Raw genomic sequence first — 20,171 nt, 5'->3', positions numbered from 1 at the left:
GTGAGCCGGCTGGCTCGCAAAGAGGGTGGGTCAATATTCGATGGAAATCGTGGGTCAGGATTCCATGGAAATCAACACTACAACAACGGCATCGTGATCGTTGCCGACGAGATGCTCTTCAGCGAGCTCAGCGACGGATCGAGCGGCATTTCTTGGCTCAAGGGGATGCAGATCGTGAACGGCGGCCAGACTACCGCGTCGATCTACTTCGCCAAGCGAAAGCATTCCGACATCGACCTCCGCCGCGTGCGTGTCCCCGCCAAGATCATCGTCATGCGCGAGCCCGACAAGGCCAAGGAGGATGCGCTCGTCGCCGACATCTCTCGATTCGCCAACAGCCAAAACGCGGTGCGCCAGTCGGACCTCTCGGCCAACAAGCCGTTCCATGTGGAGATCGAGAAACTGTCCATGCGCGTCTACTGCCCCGACGGTGTGGGCCGCTGGTTCTACGAGCGGGCAGCGGGCAGCTATAAGACCTTTCTGGCGCGAGAGGGCACAACGCCAGCCACGCTTCGGAAGCTCAAGGAAAGCATACCGCCCGCGCGCCGCCTGACCAAAACCGACTTGGCGAAATACATCTCCGCTTGGGACATGAAACCCGACATTGTGAGCCTCGGATCGCAGAAGAACTTCGACAGATTCATGCTCACGCTCACGTCGCTCGACGGCAGTGAGCCGCCGCCTGCTACTCCCGCCGATTACAAGGCGATGATCGCCAAGGCCAAGCTCTATAAGGACGTGCAAAAGCATTTGCGTCCCATGTTCCCTGCGTTCCAAGCCAACGTCACCGCTTACACGGTATCGCTTCTGGCGCAGCAACTTGGCGGCCTCATTGACCTTGACCGCATTTGGAACCGGCAAGGCGCCTCCCCTGAGCTGCTCGACCAGACAGGCGTTTGGGCAAAGGAGGTCAACGAAGTACTGCATCGGACCGCAGACGGCCGCATGATCTCCGAGTGGGCGAAGAAACCGGAATGTCGCGCTGCGGTGCTCAGTGCAAGTTACTCGGCGCCCACTGCGGGCATTCCTGAGGTGCGACCGGCTTAACAGACGGAGCTAGTCTTGACCGACGTCGTCTCCCCAGAGGTCCGCAGCCGGATGATGTCCGGCATCCAAGGTAAAAACACGAAGCCGGAACTGCTTGTGCGCCGCATGCTTCACGCTGCAGGCTACCGATTTCGCTTGCAGCGCCGCGACCTGCCCGGCGCACCGGACATCGTGTTACCAAGCCGCAAGATCGCCATCTTCGTCCACGGCTGCTTTTGGCACCTTCACCAAGGATGCCGATATGCCAAGATACCAGCCACCCGTTCGGACTTTTGGACGGCAAAGCTTGAAGCCAATGTCGGACGCGACCAGCGCTCGATTGAAAAACTCCAAGCGCTGGGCTGGCGAGTGCTATGCGTTTGGGAGTGCTCGACGCGTGGTGTCGAAGCTGCGGCGGGCCTCCAAAACAGTCTGCGGACTTGGATTGAAAGCGACTTGCCGCTCGGAGAGATAACTGGTGCGACGCGGAGTTGATGGCGACGCGAGGGACACGCACGATTGCCCGGCAAATTCAATGCGTGCTCGACGAACGCATATCCCCGCATCCTCAAGCCGTAGCCACAGTGGCGCTGCCGGCCGCGGCACGGCCAACGCGCCTACGAATTCCAATTTTCCCCTCCTTCATTTCCCGCGAATCCATGAAGTCGAGGATGATTTCTGCAATCTTCCGGGCGAGCAACGGCGGCACGGCATTTCCGATCTGGTGGTATTGCTCAGTTCGATTGCCCTCAAAAAAATAGTTATCGGGAAATGTCTGAAGCCGTGCTGCCTCGCGCACAGTCAAACTTCGGCATTGCGCAGCATCGGGGTGGATGTAGTAGTGCCCATCTTTTGCGATATGGGAGACAACTGTAGAAGATGGTTGAGATCCCACTTGCACCCGAAACCTGTCCACAAAGGGAATAGACGCCGCGTCAACGTTGCCGTGATCAGGAAGCAGCTTCGGCGGAAACTCTCGCAAATTTGGGGCATAGCCGCGAACTTCCGTAAAGCACGCTGCAAACATGTAGCGCTGCAGATCCGAGCTCATGTGGCTACGTGACTCGTGCTGAAGCACGCCTTGGAGCTTCGGATCGGCGTACCAGTCCCTCAACTCTGCAGGCATCTTCGTGCCTAAATTTACGACTCCAGCGATGAATGTGGAACCCGATGTCTCGTGCCACTCCGCTCGCGCGATGGCTCGCCTCATCGCGTCTTCAACTTGAGGCCGGCAATCATTCCGCCAAAGGGTAAGTTGATGTGGTGTATCACGAATAGCTTTGAGCCATGACTGTTTCGAATCCATTCCACGCGACAGTCGGCTGCGCAGCTGTGGTAGCCCAGCGAGGGCGTCAGCGACGCCGACCTTCTCCCTTTTCCTCTTGAGAAGAAACCGTCCTGGGTTGCTAGCTAGTGCAGGTGTCGAAGCGGCTACGTCAGAACGGATCCCGAAAAGGATCACGCGATGCCGACTTTGAGGTATGCCGTGATCGTCGGCCTCGATCACGAAATCTTTCGGATCCAGCTCCTCCTTGTCAACGACTAATGACCGAATCTCATAGGTCAGGCCCTCGCGTGGCTTGCGAAGATCGGCAAGGATTCGATCGAAGATTGGAGAGCCGCCATGCTGTGAATTCAGCATACCTTTAACGTTTTCCATGACGAAGACCGCGGGTTCGAATCTCTCGATGATTCGAAGGTACTCCGTATAGAGAAAATGCCGCTTGTCCTTCTCAAACTTCGCTACATCCTTTCCGCGCATTCGTGCACGACCTGCCAGAGAGTAAGCCTGACAGGGCGGCCCCCCTATCAGGACCCAATCCGTATTCCCTTGTAAGGCGCCGACGATCCAAGCATCGACCTTTTCGTGTGGTGTCTTCCCAAGTTCAGCATGTTTGGCCTCACTCATGGCCTGAAGTGCAGCCATCTTGACGTCAGGGTGCTCAAGGAATGTCTGACGTTCCATCTTTCCTTGGACGTAGTCGTAATAGACGTCCGGCACCCGTCCCTTTGGGAAATGCCGAAAGAGCGCACGGAGCGACAGGGTCCGATGTGCCACCGGATCCTTTTCGATAGAGACCTTGACGTGAAAGCGTCTAGCTCCCGACTCTTCCACGATAGAAGAGAAGCCTTCGCACAATCCTCCGGGGCCAGCGAAGAGGTCGATCACCGGAATTTCTTTGTGCCACATCATGCTTTGTTTATACCAAGCGGCCGATGGGCTAGCCCGCACATGTCGCCTCAAGCCTCGCTCTGCCCAAGAAGTTCGGAACCTGCGATGCTAGCTTAAGCGTCGCGTTGACGTGCTGGGACAAGTGCGCCCGAAGGTAGACGTCAGCACGTGGTGACCAGCGCCCACCGACGGCATCGCCAAGCCTTTGGTGTCGACCAAGCGTCGGCGCCAGACCGCCCCATCGGGATACCGGGCCGCGGTCAATGCCTGAGAGCATCGGCCATCGAGCGGGCGCTGTGACCCGACAGCGCCCCGAGTCCGTTGCACGCGAAAATCAAAGATGGAAAGCGACTCGCAGCGGGTCCGTGCAAATTGACACGCACATCTGACGCCTCGAATTTTGCAGGCACTTGTGCCGATATCTTGCGACACAGAAAACGCAAGCTTTCCCATTTCATTGGGTTTTGGCCAACTGTTCGATCCCTCCAGGGTATGTTAGCCGGGGATTCGCTAGACACTGTCTGGCGAATTGGCCAAGCAAGAGACAATGAACGCATCTGCGGCCAGTTTTACGGCTGACCGTCGACAAAATCGCCCCATCGGATCGTACGAAAGCCACTCGATGAGTTGCCGGCCAGGGCGCGCTTGCGATCTGCCTTTCTGCTCGCCCGGAACACGACATACCGCTCGGCAAGATTGCAGCGCTTGCCTTTGAAGAAAGGGATGGCTTCACTGATGACCTCATCCCTCCTCAAGATCCTGCAGGGGTATACCTCTGCAATGCGTCGACGCTGCTTTCAGCACTAGGTGTCAAGATGGGTATGAAGATGACAGGGCACCGGCAGCAGAGCCCGTCTCCGCTGCGCCCAATTCGCCCCCCTTGCTGAACGCTGTGCAAGCAGGCACCGCGAACGCTTTGTCCGCAGCTAGTTCGTCAAGCAGATCCGCCCACAGTTGGATCATCTTGCGTCGCTGACTCAGGAAAGTGGCGCGGTCATAGGCGCTACCCAGTTCCTCATCGGAGCCATGCGCCAGATGCCGCTCGATCACCTCACGGTCCGATCCCAACAGCTCGCGAATCAGGGTCCGGGCCGTGGCGCGGAACCCGTGGCCTGTGATCTGCTCCTTCGTGTCATAGCCCAACGTGCGCAGCGCGCTGTTGATGGTGTTGTCGCTCATGTAGCGCGTCTTCTCGGAACGCTTCGCCATGCTGCGGAAGATCGGCCCACTCGGACCGGTCAGCGGATGGATGTCACGCAGGATCTCGACCGCCTGCGTCGGCAGCGGTACCAGATGAGCCGGCGTGCGTACATCGCGCTTCTTCCACTCTCGCAGCTTCATCTTCTCGGGCGGGCAACGCCACAGCGCCTGATCGAGATCCACATCTTCCCAGTGCGCCAACCGGAGTTGACCCGGCCGCTGGAACAGCAAGGGCGAGAGTTGCAGGGCCGCGCGTGTGATGACGTTGCCGTTGTAGGCACGTATGTCCCGAAGCAACTGGCCGAGCTTCTGCGGGTCCGTGATGGCTGCATAGTGGCGCGTGCGAGGTGGCGGCAGGCCAGCCGTGCGGCTGTTCACGAAGTTCCTGGCCGGATCCAGCGCGCCCACATCGACGGCGTACTGGAACACATGCTGCACCGCTTCGCGCACGCGCTGCGCCGTCTCCAGATTGCCGCGCTCCTTGATGCGGTGAAGGCATCGGACCACCTCGGTCGGCAAGATGGCCTCCATGGCCAGCGCACCGATCCACGGAAAGATGTGCAGCTCCAGGTGACGCATCACCTTCTCGGCGTAGCCGGCGGACCATTCGCGATCCTTCCGCGCCTGCGCATGCCATGCACGGGCGGTCCGTTCAAAGGTATTGAGGCGCGCAACGCGATCGCGTTCTTCCTCCACCCGCCGTGCCTCGCGGGGATCGACACCCTCGGCGCGCTTCTCGGCTTCGGCACGCGCCTTCCTGCGCGCAGCCGCAAGCGTCACGACCGGGTAGTGCCCGATGCTGAGCTTGGCCTCCTTGCCATGCCGCTTGTAGCGATAAACCCACGCCTTGCCGGTCGGGCGCACGCGAAGGTAGAGACCGTCGCCGTCCGCCAGCAAATATTCCTTGTCCCGCGGCGCTGCCGCCTTGATCTGAAGCTCGTTGAGTTGCCCCATGGTGTACCCAAAATCGACTGCGATTGAAAAGCAGTCTGGGGTACACCGTGGGGTACGCGCAAGAACGGGACTTTGTGAGGTTCGGTGATGCCGCTTGAGCCGCCTTTTTGAGGCTAAGTCCTTGATGTACAAGGGCTTTTTAGCTGTCTTGGGATCTACCGAGAAAGAAAAATGGTGGCCTGGGGCGGAATCGAACCACCGACACGCGGATTTTCAATCCGCTGCTCTACCAACTGAGCTACCGGGCCATTGCATTTGAGTGCAGCCCTAAATTATACAGCGCTTCTGCGCCCTCTTGAAAGATCCACACCAAGTTGTTTGAGCTTTCGATAGAGATGGGTGCGTTCGAGGCCGGTTTTCTCCGCGACGCGGGTCATCGAACCATTCTCCATCGCGAGGTGGAACTCGAAGTACGCCTTCTCGAAACCGTCGCGCGCGTCGCGCAGCGGGCGGTCGAGGTCGAAGCTCTGCGTCGACTGCGGGCCGGCGTCGGCCACCGGCACGGAAGCCAGCGAGGCCATCAGCAGGCTGTCGCCCGTCGTCGTGATGGCGGCTGCCTGGCTGCCGGCGACGGGCGCGGGCACCACGCCTGCAGCGGCGCGGCGCGCGCTCTCGCGCGCCAGGCCCTGCTCCACCGCCTTGAGCAGCTTCTGCATGGTGATGGGCTTCTCGAGGAAGGCGAACGCGCCGATGCGCGTGGCGTCGACCGCGGTGTCGATGGTGGCGTGGCCGCTCATCATGATGACGGGCATGCTCAGCAGGCCGGCGGTGGACCACTCCTTGAGCAAGGTGACGCCGTCGGTGTCGGGCATCCAGATGTCGAGCAGAACGAGGTCGGGCCGCGCGCGCTGGCGCGCCGCGCGCGCCTCGGCGGCGTTTTCCGCGAGCTCCACGTTGTGGCCTTCGTCATTGAGAATTTCGAAGAGCAGGTCCCGGATGCCCAGCTCGTCATCGACCACGAGAATGTTTGCCATGAGTGCTGCTTGTTGTTTGCGCTGGTGTCTGCAATGTGTGTAGGGTCCGCGGGCCCATCCGTCGCCTGTGCGACGGATATTCGTGCGGCTCAGGCGGCGGAAGACTTTGAATCTTCGGTGTGAGCGGCCGCTGCCCGCGGCCCGCTTGCCAGCGCGAATGATAGCGAGACTTGCGCCCCTGCTACAGCCCCGTCGACGACACGGTTGGAAAGCTCGATGCGCGCGCCATGCTCGTCGGCGATTTTCTTGACGACCGCAAGGCCCAAACCGGTACCTTTTGTTTTCGTGGTGACGTAGGGTTCGAACGCGCGCTTCAGGATGTTCTCGGCAAAACCAGGGCCGCTGTCCTGCACGGTCAGGCGCACGCGCTGACCCGAATCTCCGAGCCGCGTGCGCACCACGACCTCGCCCGCCCTGCCGGTCCCGCTGGCGGCAGCCTCGGCGGCGTCCTGCGCGTTCTGCAACAGGTTGTGTATCACTTGGCGGATCTGCTGCGCATCGCCGCGAATGGGCGGGCAGCGCTCGTCGAGTTCGGAGCGCAGCGTGATCGGCAGGTTCTCCGCGCTGTAGAGCTGGAGCACGTCGGCCAGCAAGGCGTTGAGATCCACCGGCTTGAGGTCGGCGGCGGGCAGTCGCGCGTAGTCGCGGAATTCGTTCACCAGCCGCTTCATCGCATCGACCTGGTCGACGATGGTCTTCACCGACTTCACGAGCACGGCCTGTTCGGGCGGCTGGACCTTGCCCGACAGTTTCATCTCCAGCCGCTCGGCCGAGAGCTGGATCGGCGTGAGCGGGTTCTTGATTTCATGTGCCAGCCGGCGCGCGACCTCGCCCCAGGCCTGCGCGCGCTGGGCCGAGACGATCTCGGAGATGTCGTCGAACACCAGCAGCCGTGCGGCGCCGGGCAGTTCCGCGCCGCGCGCGACGATGTTGATGGCGCCGTCCTGCTGCGGCAGGTCGGTGCCGGAAGCGTGCAGTTCGAAGGCGTGTTGCCAGTGGTCGAGGCCGTGCTGCACGCGCTCGACGAGAAAGTCCTCGAATTGCTGCTGCACCTTGGCGCCGAAGTCGGCCAGGCCCGGCACGTCGACGAGTGCCCGGCCTTCGTAGGCCGCGAGCGGCGCGCGCAGCACACGGGTCGCGCCTGGGTTCGTCGAGAGCACGGTGCCCTTGGCGTCGAGCACGATCACGCCGGAGGTCAGGTTGTCGAGAATGGTCTGCAGGTTGGCGCGCGCGGCATCGAGCTCGCCCACGGTCTTCTCGACGGCGCCGCGGGCATCGGCCAGCTGCTGGGTCATGACGGCGAACGAGCGCGTGAGGCCGCCCAGTTCGTCCTTGCCCTGAAGCACCGCGGTGGGCCGCAGGTCGCCGGCGGCCACCTGGCGCACACCGTCGGCCAGCACGAGCAGCGGCCGCGCGAGCTGATTGCCGAACAGCACGGCCAGCAGCACCGCACCGAACACGGCGAGGAACAGGCTCAGCGTGAGCGTGCCGATATACATGCGGCGCAGGCCCTCGCGAGCGAGCGCCCGCTCCTGGTATTCGCGGTTGGCCTCCTGCACGGCCAGCGCGTTGGCGACCACGGCCGGCGGCAGCGGCCGCGTGACTTGCAGATACCGGGGCGCGGTGTCGAAGTCGAAGCCCGGCCTCTGCACCATGGCGAGCGCGCGCACGCTCGCCACCGGCGGGGTCGCGCCCGGTGGGGCGGTTTCGTCCAGACCCTCGACGTGCGCGACGGCGCGCTCCGGTCGGACCTGGCGGAACTGCTGGGGGGTCGGACGCTCGGGGCTGAGCTGGAAACGGGAGCTGCCGGCGCTGGCCACCAGTTGCCCGGAACCGGTCCAGAGGATCACGTCGGTGGCCTCGAGCTGGTCGCGGATGCGTTCGAGCACCAGGCCCGCGCTCGTGTCGGGCACCTGCGCCAGCTGTGCGCTGGCGCCGCGCGTCTTGGCGGCGAGATCGTCGGACAGCGAATCGAGCGTGGCGCGCCCGAGGTTCAGGCCGGCATCGAGCGCACCTTCGACCTTGACGTCGAACCAGCTCTCGATCGAGCGCGCAACGAACTGATAGGACACCACGTAGACCAGCGCCCCGGGCACCACGCCCACCAGCGCGAAGATGGCAGCCAGCTTGATGAGCAGCCGGCTGCCGAACTTGCCTTGCCGCAGCCGCCGCAGCAAACGGAAGGCGACCCAGCCGATCACCAGCACCAGCAGCACCGCCACCACGACGTTGATGCCGAACAGGCGCACGTAGTAGCGCTCGTACAGCGCGCGGTTGTTGGTGGCCTGCGCCAGCAGGAACATCAGCACCAGGCCGATGGCCGTGACCAGCGCGGCACCGACGCCAATGGCCCAGCGCGTGGCCCGCGCGCGGCGCGCGGCCGGCGTGGCCGCTGCGCCGCTGCGCCCGGAAATGCTCACTTCTGCTTCTCCATTGCGAGCCGGGCCGTGCGCTCGGTGGCGATGTTCCAGTCGGCCTGCCCGACCACGCCGATCTGGAACGGGCGCGGCAGCTGCGAGGTGTCGAGCCGGAAGCGGAAGGTGACCTGGTGCAGCGGATCGTCGCCGACCTCCGACACGTCGGCCAACCGCAGGCGGCCGACGCGCTTGATGGCGTCGAGCGCATCGGCCAGCGTGTCGAAGTTCTGGTTCAGCGAGATGCCCAGGCCGGCCGCGCCCGTCATCGGCGCTGCCGATACGTTGAGGCGCCAGCGGCGCGTGAGGGGCTGGTAGGCCAGCCGCATGTGGCGCGTGACCTGGGCGACCTTTCGGTCGGTCCAGTACCAGCGCTCCTGGTAGAGCTCGGCCTCGGCCACGAAATAGATGGCGATGCCCTTGTCGAGCACCTCCTCCACCAGCGAGGGCAGTTCGAACTGCACCGCAGCACTGAAATAAACGCCGTCGTCGGCCTGTTCGAGGCGCATCTGCGTGATCGACGCGCCGGTGCGGGCCTGGGCGGCCGCCGGAGCCGGCAGCCAGGCCATGCACATCGCCCAGGCCCAGAACAGGATGGGCAGCCAGACCGGCCAGCGCCGCTCAGTGCGGGCGCTTTTCAAGCAGGGCGTAGAAGAAACCGTCGTGGTCACCAGAGGGATTGTCCGGGACACCGCGGGCATTCGACCCGCTTTGGGGCAGCAAATGGCCTGGCGATGGCAGCAATCGGGCGTCGGTGTTGTGTACAAGAAACGCATCAATTTGTTGCGAACCCTCTTCGCGAAACACGGAGCAGGTGCAGTAAAGGAGCCGGCCGCCGCGCCGCACCAGCGGCCAGAGCGCGGCCAGCAACGCGGCCTGCTGGGCGGCGAGCTGGGCGGTGTCGCTCTCGCGGCGCAGCCAGCGAACGTCGGGATGGCGCCGCACGATGCCCGAGGCGGTGCATGGCGCATCGAGCAGGATGGCGTCGAAAGGCGTGCCGTCCCACCACTGCGCCGGACGCCCCGCGTCGGCCACGAGCACCTTGGCGCTCAGTCCGAGGCGGGCGAGGGTTTCGTCGATGCGGCGGCTGCGGGCGGCATCGACTTCGAGCGCGGTCACGTCGATGGCGCCGGGAGTCGCCATTTCGAGCAGGTGCGCGGTCTTGCCGCCGGGAGCCGCGCAGGCATCGAGCACCCGCAGCGGCACTGCGGCACCGGGCTTCGCCGGCAACAGGCCTTCGAGCAGCAGCGGCGCGGCCATCTGCGCAGCGGCATCCTGCACCGAGCAGGCACCGTCGGCAAAGCCGGGCAGTTGCTGCACGGGGCGTGCACGCGTCAGTTGCAGGCCGCTGGGACCCACGCGCGTCGCGCCGAGACCGGCGGCCTCCAGCTCCACAAGATAGGAAGCCGCGGTCGACTTCTGAACATTGACCCGCAGCGTCATCGGCGCCTGCGCGTTGTCTGCGCCCAGCACCCGTTGCCACTCGCGCGGATGGTCGCGCTTGAGGCGCTCGATCCACCAGCGAGGGTGGTTCCATTGCGCGACCGGCTCGGAGTCGGTGGCGGCCACCAATTCGTCGCGCTCGCGCAGGAAGCGCCGCAGGCAGGCGTTGATGAAGCTCGCCTGCGCCCGCGTCGCGGGGTTGCGCTTGGCGGCCTCGACGGCCTGGTCGACCAGCGTGAACGGTTCGTAGGGCGCGCGCTCGGCGTCCCAGGCCAGCGCCAGCGCGGTGCACAGCAATGCATCGGGCAGGGGCGGCGGCGTGCGCTTGGCCAGGTGGCGGCGCAGCGCTTCGGCGCGGCCGAGCCATCGCAGCACCTGGAAGCCGAGCGCCTGCACGCCGGGCCGCAACGCGGGCTCGACGGCTTCGAACGCGACGGAGCCCGAGGTGCCGGCGCGGATTGACGCCAGCGCCGCTGCGGTCAGTTGCAGCTGGCGCCAGAGCGGGGGCTGCAATGACGGCGTGCCGCTGCTGCTCGAGGAAGGATCGGAAGGTAGTTCTGACAAGTTGGGACGATGGTAACGGGCGCCCGAAAAGCCGGGCGCCACGCAATGGAAAGATGGAAAAGAATCGCGCCGGGTTTCGTTCAGAGCAGCGGCGCAGCCGGACGCAGACGCACGGCCCATGCCACCAGCAGTGCCGGGAATTGCGCGATCGCGGCGTTGTAGTGCCCCACTGCCTGATTGAACTGGCCCCGAGCGATCTCCGCCGCGGCCGAAGGCTCGGGCCACGCGATCGGCTCGCTGGCGCTGGGCGACATGGCCTCGGCCCCGGGCTGCAGTTGCGCCGGCCGCGACAGCGTGCCGTCGGCATCGAACACCGTCACTTCGTCCGGGTGCTGGCGGCGCCATGCATTGGCCCACACCTGGAGCGCAGTGGCCAGCGCGGCCATGCCGCCGCTGTCCAACGGGTGCAGCCGGGTCGCACCGAGCAAGGTCGCGAGCTGGGTCGTCGCGGCCTGCAATGGCGCGATGGACGACAGCGACTCCCCCGTTGGCGCTGCTTCTGGCGCTGGCGCGGCGGTGATGCTGGCCTGCACGAAATCCAGCTGCTTGCCCAGGGCCGCGTCGAGCAGGCCGTAGGCCTGCAGCACAGCCGCGCGCAAACGCACCAGCCGGTTGTAGGCACCGACAAACCAGAACAACAGGATCGCAATGACGATCCAGCTGGCCAGCGATTCGGGCAACACGCTCATCGACGACAACGCCTCATGGAAAACACAAAGAAAAACGCCCCCCAACCGGGGGCGGTCGGGGGGCGTGTGTACCGGTCATGGCCGGTGATGCTACCCAGTTATTCGGTCGCAGCGCCTTCGCTGGCGTCCGCCGTACTGGTCGTCGCATCGCTGTCGGCGGAGCCTGCCAGTTCGGCAGCTTCCGATTCGGCGATGGCGCGGCGCTCGGCTTCGTCCATGGCGTCCTTGACCTTGCGGGCCTGGTGGTACGCCATGCCGGTGCCTGCGGGAATCAGGCGGCCGACGATGACGTTTTCCTTCAGGCCGCGCAGCTCGTCGCGCTTGCCCATGATCGCGGCTTCGGTCAGCACGCGCGTCGTTTCCTGGAACGACGCGGCCGAGATGAACGAGTCGGTCGACAGCGATGCCTTCGTGATACCGAGCAGCAGGTTGGTGAACGTCGCGGGGATCTTGCCTTCGGCGCGCAGGGCGTCGTTGGTGTTGAGCATTTCGCTGCGTTCGACCTGTTCGCCGGAGATGTAGCCGGTCTCGCCGATGTTGTCGACCACGACGCGGCGCAGCATCTGGCGAACGATCACCTCGATGTGCTTGTCGTTGATCTTCACACCCTGCAAACGGTACACGTCCTGCACTTCGTCCACGATGTAGCGCGCGAGTTCTTCCGAACCCAGCAGGCGCAGGATGTCCTGCGGGTCCGCCGGGCCGTCGACCACGCTTTCGCCCTTGTTCACCACCTGGCCTTCGTGCACCAGGATGTTCTTTTCCTTCGGCACGAGGTCTTCCCAGACCGTGCCTTCCGGATCGGTGATCTGCAGGCGGATCTTGCCCTTGGTTTCCTTGCCGAACGACACGGTACCGGTCATTTCGGCCAGCATTCCCTTGTCCTTCGGCGAACGGGCTTCGAACAGCTCGGCGACGCGCGGCAGACCGCCGGTGATGTCGCGGGTCTTCTGGCCTTCGACCGGAATACGCGCCAGCACTTCGCCGGGGCCCACGTCCTGGCCGTCGCGGATCTGCACCAGCGCGCCGATCGGGAAGCCGATCGTCACCGAGTGATCGGTGCCGGGGATCTTCACTTCCTGGCCTTGCGCATCAATCAGCTTCACCTGCGGGCGAACGACCTTGGCAGCGCCACGGCGCTTCGGATCGATCACGACCAGGGTCGACAGACCGGTCACTTCGTCCACTTGCTTCGCAACCGTGAGGCCTTCCTCGACGTTTTCGAACTGCGTCTTGCCGGCGAATTCCGTGATGATCGGACGGGTCAGCGGGTCCCAGTTGGCGAGCACGTGGCCGGCCTTGATCTGCTGGTCGGCCTTGACCGTCAGCGTGGCGCCGTACGGCACCTTGTGACGTTCGCGCTCACGGCCGTGCTCGTCATGGATGACGATCTCGCCCGAACGCGAAATCACGACCAGCTCGCCCTTGCTGTTGGTCACGTAGCGCATCGTGGCATTGAAGCCGATCGAGCCGTTCGACTTGGCTTCCACGCTCGAAGCGATGGCAGCGCGCGAAGCGGCGCCACCGATGTGGAAGGTACGCATCGTCAGCTGCGTGCCGGGTTCGCCGATGGACTGGGCAGCGATCACACCGACGGCTTCGCCGATGTTGATCAGGCCGCCGCGGCCCAGGTCGCGTCCGTAGCAGGTCGCGCAGATGCCGAAGCGGGTTTCGCAGGTCAGCGCGGTGCGGACCTTGACTTCGTCTACGCCCTGGGCTTCCAGGACTTCGATGTTGTCTTCGTCGAACATCTCGCCGGCCTTGAGCAGCACCGAACGGTTTTCCGGGTGCAGCACGTCGTCCGCAGCCGAGCGGCCGAGGATACGGTCGCGCAGCGATTCGATCACTTCACCGCCTTCGACGATCGCGCGCATCAGGTAGCCGCCGTGCGTGCCGCAGTCCTGCTCGGTCACGACCAGATCCTGCGTCACGTCGACCAGACGACGGGTCAGGTAACCCGAGTTCGCCGTCTTCAGCGCCGTGTCGGCCAGACCCTTACGGGCACCGTGGGTGGAGATGAAGTACTCCAGCACGTTCAGGCCTTCGCGGAAGTTCGCGGTAATGGGCGTCTCGATGATCGAGCCGTCCGGCTTGGCCATCAGGCCCCGCATGCCGGCCACCTGGCGGATCTGCGCTGCGGAACCGCGGGCGCCGGAGTCGGCCATCATGTAGATGGAGTTGAACGACTCCTGCTCCACTTCCTTGCCGTGGCGGTCGATGACCTTCTGCTTGGACAGCTTGGCCATCATGACCTTCGACACTTCGTCGCCGGCCTTGCCCCAGATGTCCACCACCTTGTTGTAGCGCTCGCCGGAGGTCACGAGACCGGAGACGTACTGCTGTTCGATCTCCTTCACTTCCTTGGCCGAGCGTTCGATGATGCCGTGCTTTTCAGCGGGCACCAGCATGTCGTCGATCGCGATCGAGATGCCGGCCTTGGTCGCCAGGCGGAAGCCGTTCTGCAGCAGCTTGTCGGCGAACACGACGGTCTCTTTCAGGCCGCACTTGCGGAACGAGACGTTGATGAGCTTGGAGATTTCCTTCTTCTTCAGCGCCTTGTTGATGTTCGAGAACGGCAGGCCCTTCGGCAGGATCTCGGACAGCAGTGCGCGGCCCACGGTGGTGTCCACGAGCGAGGTCGACGGCGTGAAGACGCCGGTTTCCTTGTCCTTGGTGTACTCCGTGATGCGCACTGCCACCTTGGCGGTGAGTTCGACTTCGTTGGCGTCGAGCGCACGCTGCACTTCACCGATGTCGGAGAAGATCAGGCCCTCGCCCTTGCCGTTGATGCGGTCGCGGGTCGTGTAGTACAGACCCAGCACCACGTCCTGCGAAGGAACGATCGACGGTTCGCCCGAAGCCGGGAACAGCACGTTGTTGGAGGCCAGCATCAGCGTGCGGGCTTCCATTTGCGCTTCCACCGACAGCGGCACGTGAACGGCCATCTGGTCGCCGTCGAAGTCAGCGTTGAATGCCGCGCAGACGAGCGGGTGCAGCTGGATGGCCTTGCCTTCGATCAGGATCGGTTCGAAGGCCTGGATGCCCAGACGGTGCAGCGTAGGAGCGCGGTTCAGCATGACCGGGTGCTCCTTGATGACCTCTTCCAGGATGTCCCAGACCACCGGCGTGCCCGATTCGACTTCCTTCTTGGCAGCCTTGATCGTCGTCGCGATGCCCATGGCCTCGAGGCGCGAGAAGATGAAGGGCTTGAACAGCTCGAGCGCCATCAGCTTCGGCAGGCCGCACTGGTGCAGCTTGAGCGTCGGGCCCACCACGATGACCGAACGGCCCGAGTAGTCGACGCGCTTGCCCAGCAGATTCTGGCGGAAGCGGCCGCTCTTGCCCTTGATCATGTCGGCCAGCGACTTCAGCGCGCGCTTGTTGGCGCCCGTCATGGCCTTGCCGCGGCGGCCGTTGTCGAGCAGCGAGTCGACAGCTTCCTGCAGCATCCGCTTTTCGTTGCGCGCGATGATTTCCGGAGCCTTCAGCTCCAGCAGGCGGCGCAGGCGCGAATTGCGGTTGATGACGCGGCGGTACAGGTCGTTCAGGTCGGAGGTCGCGAAGCGGCCGCCGTCCAGCGGCACCAGCGGACGCAGGTCCGGCGGCAGCACGGGCAGCACGTCGAGCACCATCCACTCGGGCTTGATGCCCGACTTGCGGAAGGCTTCCAGCACCTTCAGGCGCTTGGAGTTCTTCTTGACCTTGACTTCGGAGCCGGTCAGGTCGCCGCGCAGGCGTTCGATCTCGCTGTCGAGTTCGATGCCCTCGAGCAGGTCCTTGATGCCTTCGGCGCCCATCTTGGCGACGAACTCGTCGCCGTATTCCTTGCGCTTCGCGTCGTAGTCGTCCTCGGACATGATGCCGAACTTCTTCAGCGGGGTCATGCCGGGGTCGGTGATCACGTAGGCTTCGAAGTACAGCACGCGTTCGATGTCGCGCAGCGTCATGTCGAGCACGAGGCCCAGGCGCGACGGCAGCGACTTCAGGAACCAGATGTGGGCACAGGGCGCGGCCAGGTCGATGTGACCCATGCGCTCGCGGCGCACCTTGGTCTGCGTGACTTCGACGCCGCACTTCTCGCAGATCACGCCGCGGTGCTTCAGGCGCTTGTACTTGCCGCACAGGCACTCGTAGTCCTTGATGGGGCCGAAGATCTTGGCGCAGAACAGGCCGTCGCGCTCGGGCTTGAACGTGCGGTAGTTGATCGTCTCGGGCTTCTTCACCTCGCCGAAAGACCACGAGCGGATCTTCTCGGGCGAAGCCATGCCGATCTTGATGGCATCGAAATGCTCATCGGGCGTGAATTGCTTGAACAGGTCGAGTAGCGATTTCATAAGACTCTTTCCCTTTTCAAATTAGGAACGCTCGAGCTCGATGTCGAGCCCCAGCGAACGGATTTCCTTGACCAGCACGTTGAACGATTCCGGCATGCCGGCTTCGATCGAGTGCTCGCCCTTGACGATGCTTTCGTACACCTTGGTACGGCCTTGCACGTCGTCGGACTTCACGGTCAGCATTTCCTGCAGGACGTAGGCGGCGCCGTAAGCTTCCAGCGCCCACACTTCCATTTCCCCGAAACGCTGGCCGCCGAACTGCGCCTTGCCGCCCAGCGGTTGCTGCGTGACGAGCGAGTACGGGCCGGTCGAACGGGCGTGCATCTTGTCGTCCACCAGGTGGTGCAGCTTCAGGAAGTGCATGTAGCCGACGGTGACGGGGCGTTCGAACTGGTCGCCGGTGCGGCCGTCGAACAGGTACGCCTGCGTGCGCGTATCGGTCAGGCCCTTGAGCTTGGCGATGTCGTCCGGGTAGGCGAGCTTCAGCATGCCGCGGATTTCTTCTTCCGAAGCACCGTCGAACACAGGCGTCGCGAAGGTCGCGCCGTTCTGCAGGTTCGCTGCCATTTCGAGCAGTTCGGTGTCGTTCAGCGAGCTGATGTTTTCCTGGCGGCCCGAGCCGTTGTACAGCTGCTCCATGAACTTGCGCAGCTCGGCCACCTTGGCCTCCTGCTGCAGCAGGTCACCGATGCGCTGGCCAATGCCCTTGCCGGCCCAGCCCAGGTGCACTTCCAACACCTGGCCCACGTTCATCCGCGAAGGCACGCCCAGCGGGTTCAGGCAGATGTCGCACGGCGTGCCGTCGGCCATGTGGGGCATGTCTTCGACCGGAACGATCTTCGACACCACACCCTTGTTGCCGTGGCGGCCGGCCATCTTGTCGCCGGGTTGCAGGCGGCGCTTGACGGCCAGGTAGACCTTGACCATCTTGAGCACGCCCGCGGGCAGCTCGTCGCCCTGCGTGAGCTTCTTGCGCTTTTCCTCGAACGCGAGGTCGAAGCTGTGGCGCGTCTGCTCCAGCGAGTTCTTGATCGACTCGAGCTGCGTGGCCACTTCGTCTTCCGCCGGGCGGATGTCGAACCAGTGGAACTTCTCGACCGACGACAGGTAGGCCTTGTCGAGCTTGGTGCCCTTGGCCAGCTTGTTCGGGCCGCCGTTGGCGACCTTGCCGGTCAGCAGCTTCTCGATACGGTCGAACGCGTCGGCTTCGACGATGCGAAGCTGGTCGTTCAGGTCGAGGCGGAAGCGCTTGAGCTCGTCGTCGATGATCTGCTGGGCGCGCTTGTCGCGCGTGATGCCTTCGCGGGTGAAGACCTGCACATCGATCACGGTGCCTTGCGAGCCCTGGTCCACACGCAGCGAGGTGTCCTTCACGTCGGAAGCCTTCTCGCCGAAGATGGCGCGCAGCAGCTTCTCTTCAGGCGTCAGCGTGGTCTCGCCCTTCGGCGTGACCTTGCCCACCAGCGTGTCGCCCGGCTGCACTTCGGCACCGACATAGATGATGCCGGATTCGTCGAGGCGGTTGAGCTGCTGCTCGGCCAGGTTCGGGATGTCGCGCGTGATTTCTTCAGCGCCCAGCTTCGTGTCGCGAGCCATCACCACCAGTTCCTCGATGTGGATCGAGGTATAGCGGTCTTCGGCAACGACGCGTTCCGAGATCAGGATCGAGTCTTCGAAGTTGTAGCCGTTCCAGGGCATGAACGCGATCAGCATGTTCTGGCCCAGGGCCAGTTCGCCGAGGTCGGTCGATGCGCCGTCGGCCACCACGTCGCCCTTGGCGATCTTGTCGCCGCGCTTGACGATCGGACGCTGATGAATGTTGGTGTTCTGGTTCGAACGCTGATACTTGATCAGGTTGTAGATGTCCACACCGACTTCACCGGCAGCCGCTTCGGCGTCGTTCACGCGCACCACGACACGGGTCGCATCGACGTAGTCGACGATACCGCCACGGGTGGCCGTGACCACGGTGCCCGAGTCGACCGCGGAGACGCGCTCGATACCGGTACCGACCATCGGCTTCTCGGGACGCAGCACGGGCACGGCCTGACGCTGCATGTTGGCGCCCATCAACGCGCGGTTCGCGTCGTCGTGCTCCAGGAACGGCACGAGCGAGGCAGCCACCGACACGATCTGCGCGGGCGACACGTCCATGTACTGGATGCGCTCGGCACCGACCAGGATCGATTCGCCGGCTTCACGCGCAGAGACCAGGTCGCCGGTCAGCACGCCGTCCTTGTCCAGGGCCGCATTGGCCTGGGCGATGACGTACTTGCCTTCCTCGATGGCCGACAGGTAGTCGATCTCGTGGGTGACCTTGCTGTCCACCACGCGGCGATACGGCGTCTCGATGAAGCCGTATTCGTTCAGGCGGGCGTACAGGGCCAGCGAGTTGATCAGGCCGATGTTCGGGCCTTCGGGCGTTTCGATCGGGCACACGCGGCCGTAGTGCGTGACGTGCACGTCGCGCACTTCGAAGCCCGCACGTTCACGCGTCAGACCACCCGGGCCAAGGGCCGACACGCGGCGCTTGTGGGTGATCTCGGACAGCGGGTTCGTCTGGTCCATGAATTGCGACAGCTGCGAGGCGCCGAAGAATTCCTTCAGCGCGGCCGAGATCGGCTTGCTGTTGATCAGGTCGTGCGGCATCAGCGGCTCTTGTTCCGCTTGACCCAGACGTTCCTTCACGGCCTTCTCGATACGTGCCAGGCCGGTGCGGTACTGGTTCTCGGCCAGTTCGCCGACGCAACGCACGCGGCGGTTGCCCAGGTGGTCGATGTCGTCGACTTCGCCGTTGCCGTTGCGCAGGTCGACGAGGATCTTGACCACGGCCAGGATGTCCTCGTTGGTCAGCACCATCGGGCCGGTCGACTCGTCGCGGCCGACCTTGGCGTTGAACTTCATGCGGCCGACGCGCGACAGGTCGTACGTGTCCGGGTTGTAGAACAGGCGCTGGAACAGCGCTTGCACGGCGTCTTCCGTCGGCGGCTCGCCGGGGCGCATCATGCGGTAGATGGCCACGCGGGCTGCGAATTCGTCCACCGTTTCGTCGATGCGCAGGGTTTGCGAGATGTACGCGCCCTGGTCGAGTTCGTTCGTGTAGATGACCTGGATGTCCTGCACGCCGGCGGTGCGCAGCTTCTTCAGCAGCGCTTCGGTCAGTTCGTCGTTGGCCTTGGCCAGGATTTCGCCGGAGTCGGCGTCGACGATGTTGCGGGCGATCACGCGGCCGACCAGGAAGTCTTCCGGCACGCTGATGTGCGTGGTGCCGCCCTGCTCGAGCTCACGCGTGTGGCGCGCGGTGACGCGCTTGTCCTTGGCGACCACGACCTTGCCCGACTTGTCGGTGATGTCGAAGCGCGCGACTTCGCCGCGCAGGCGCTCGGAGACGAACTCCATCTGCGCACCGCTGTCCATCAGGCGGAAGTTGTCGTTCACGAAGAAGTTCGCGAGGATCGATTCCGGGTTCAGGCCGATGGCCTTCAGCAGGATCGTGACCGGCATCTTGCGGCGACGGTCCACACGGAAGTACAGCATGTCCTTCGGGTCGAACTCGAAGTCGAGCCACGAACCGCGGTAAGGAATCACGCGGGCCGAGAACAGCAGCTTGCCCGAGCTGTGGGTCTTGCCCTTGTCGTGTTCGAAGAACACGCCCGGCGAACGGTGCAGCTGCGAGACGATCACGCGCTCGGTGCCGTTGATGATGAACGAACCCTTGTCGGTCATGAGCGGAACTTCGCCCATGTAGACCTCTTGCTCCTTCACTTCCTTGACCACCTTCGACTGCGAGGTCGACGACTCGCGGTCATAGATGATGAGCTGGACCTTGGCGCGCACGGCCGAGGCGAAGGTCAGACCACGGGTCTGGCATTCACGCACGTCGAACGCCGGCTTCGCCAGGTTGTACTCGAGGAACTTCATCTCGACGAAACCGTTGTGCGAGACGATCGGGAAGGCGGCGTCGAACGCGGCCTGCAGGCCTTCGACGGTGCGTTGTTTGGGGGGAATGCCGGCTTGCAGGAACGCGGTGTACGCGTCTTTCTGCATCTGCAGCAGGTAGGGGATTTCGACGACGCTGTCGCGATTGCCGAAACTTTTTCGGATGCGCTTGCGTTCGGTGTAACTGTACGCGGACGATTGGGCCATGAGAGCTCCGGTGCTTGAGATCTTCAGCGACTTGTCAGCAGTGCCGAGGCACCACTGCTTGGCGGCTGGCCACTACCAGCCGTTGGCGGACAGCGATGCGTTGCACATCGCCCGAACCAAGGGATCTTCTGCAGTCGGGGTCAGAAGACACTCGAAAATCCGCTTGATTTTGACTTTCCCTTCGACCTGAAGATCTCCGGGGAAGCCGGCAATCAAGCCGACTTTCGGGTGCGCTCTGAAAGCGGCAAAGGCTG

The 20,171-nt window shown here is 63.9% G+C and carries 11 protein-coding genes and 1 tRNA gene; 2 read left to right on the top strand and 10 right to left on the bottom strand.

Going from position 1 to position 20,171, the window contains the following annotated elements:
* Together ACCD11_RS18385 and ACCD11_RS18380 are read left to right on the top strand one after the other, a co-directional pair.
* Positions 1 to 1,047: AIPR family protein (locus tag ACCD11_RS18385; RefSeq protein WP_413314960.1), on the top strand; the 1,047-nt coding region annotated here is incomplete at its 5' end.
* 15 nt (positions 1,048 to 1,062) lie between these two features.
* Positions 1,063 to 1,521, top strand: a complete 459-nt coding sequence (locus ACCD11_RS18380) for a very short patch repair endonuclease (RefSeq protein ID WP_413314958.1) — start codon at positions 1,063 to 1,065, stop codon at positions 1,519 to 1,521.
* A 73-nt stretch (positions 1,522 to 1,594) separates the two neighbouring features.
* On the opposite strand, the gene ACCD11_RS18375 is transcribed toward ACCD11_RS18380, so the two are convergent.
* The 10 genes from ACCD11_RS18375 to rpoB form a co-directional block, all read right to left on the bottom strand.
* Positions 1,595 to 3,220: a DNA cytosine methyltransferase gene (locus tag ACCD11_RS18375; protein WP_413314957.1), complete on the bottom strand. Its 1,626-nt coding sequence runs from the start codon at positions 3,218 to 3,220 to the stop codon at positions 1,595 to 1,597.
* Positions 3,221 to 4,009: 789 nt separating this feature from the next.
* A complete protein-coding gene (locus tag ACCD11_RS18370) occupies positions 4,010 to 5,353 on the bottom strand; it encodes a tyrosine-type recombinase/integrase (protein WP_413314956.1) in 1,344 nt (447 codons plus the stop codon).
* A gap of 172 nt (positions 5,354 to 5,525) precedes the next feature.
* Positions 5,526 to 5,601 (bottom strand) — tRNA-Phe (locus ACCD11_RS18365).
* Between the two features lie 24 nt (positions 5,602 to 5,625).
* Positions 5,626 to 6,327 carry a response regulator gene (locus tag ACCD11_RS18360; protein WP_007831069.1) on the bottom strand — a complete coding sequence of 234 codons (702 nt, stop codon included), beginning with the start codon at positions 6,325 to 6,327 and terminating at the stop codon, positions 5,626 to 5,628.
* Between the two features lie 89 nt (positions 6,328 to 6,416).
* Positions 6,417 to 8,747: a sensor histidine kinase gene (locus ACCD11_RS18355; RefSeq protein ID WP_413314955.1), complete on the bottom strand. Its 2,331-nt coding sequence runs from the start codon at positions 8,745 to 8,747 to the stop codon at positions 6,417 to 6,419.
* Positions 8,744 to 9,310, bottom strand: coding sequence for a DUF4390 domain-containing protein (locus tag ACCD11_RS18350; RefSeq protein WP_007831065.1), 567 nt, complete (start codon positions 9,308 to 9,310; stop codon positions 8,744 to 8,746). Before ACCD11_RS18350 ends, ACCD11_RS18355 begins: the two co-directional genes overlap by 4 nt.
* Before the next feature lie 52 nt (positions 9,311 to 9,362).
* On the bottom strand, positions 9,363 to 10,697 hold the full coding sequence (rsmB, locus tag ACCD11_RS18345) for a 16S rRNA (cytosine(967)-C(5))-methyltransferase RsmB (protein ID WP_413314954.1): 1,335 nt from the start codon (positions 10,695 to 10,697) through the stop codon (positions 9,363 to 9,365).
* A gap of 131 nt (positions 10,698 to 10,828) precedes the next feature.
* On the bottom strand, positions 10,829 to 11,437 hold the full coding sequence (locus ACCD11_RS18340; RefSeq protein WP_413314953.1) for a lema family protein: 609 nt from the start codon (positions 11,435 to 11,437) through the stop codon (positions 10,829 to 10,831).
* A 98-nt stretch (positions 11,438 to 11,535) separates the two neighbouring features.
* A complete protein-coding gene (gene rpoC / locus ACCD11_RS18335) occupies positions 11,536 to 15,771 on the bottom strand; it encodes a DNA-directed RNA polymerase subunit beta' (protein ID WP_007831062.1) in 4,236 nt (1,411 codons plus the stop codon).
* A 21-nt stretch (positions 15,772 to 15,792) separates the two neighbouring features.
* The gene (gene rpoB, locus ACCD11_RS18330) at positions 15,793 to 19,917 is read right to left on the bottom strand and encodes a DNA-directed RNA polymerase subunit beta (protein WP_007831061.1); all 4,125 of its coding nucleotides are present in this window, start codon (positions 19,915 to 19,917) and stop codon (positions 15,793 to 15,795) included.
* Between the last annotated feature and the right edge of the window lie 254 nt (positions 19,918 to 20,171).

Source organism: Variovorax sp. Varisp36, from assembly GCF_047304235.1.
Lineage (GTDB): Bacteria > Pseudomonadota > Gammaproteobacteria > Burkholderiales > Burkholderiaceae_C > Variovorax.
The sequence above is the reverse complement of the archived record's forward strand: the minus strand, read 5'-3'. Positions and strand labels throughout refer to the sequence as shown.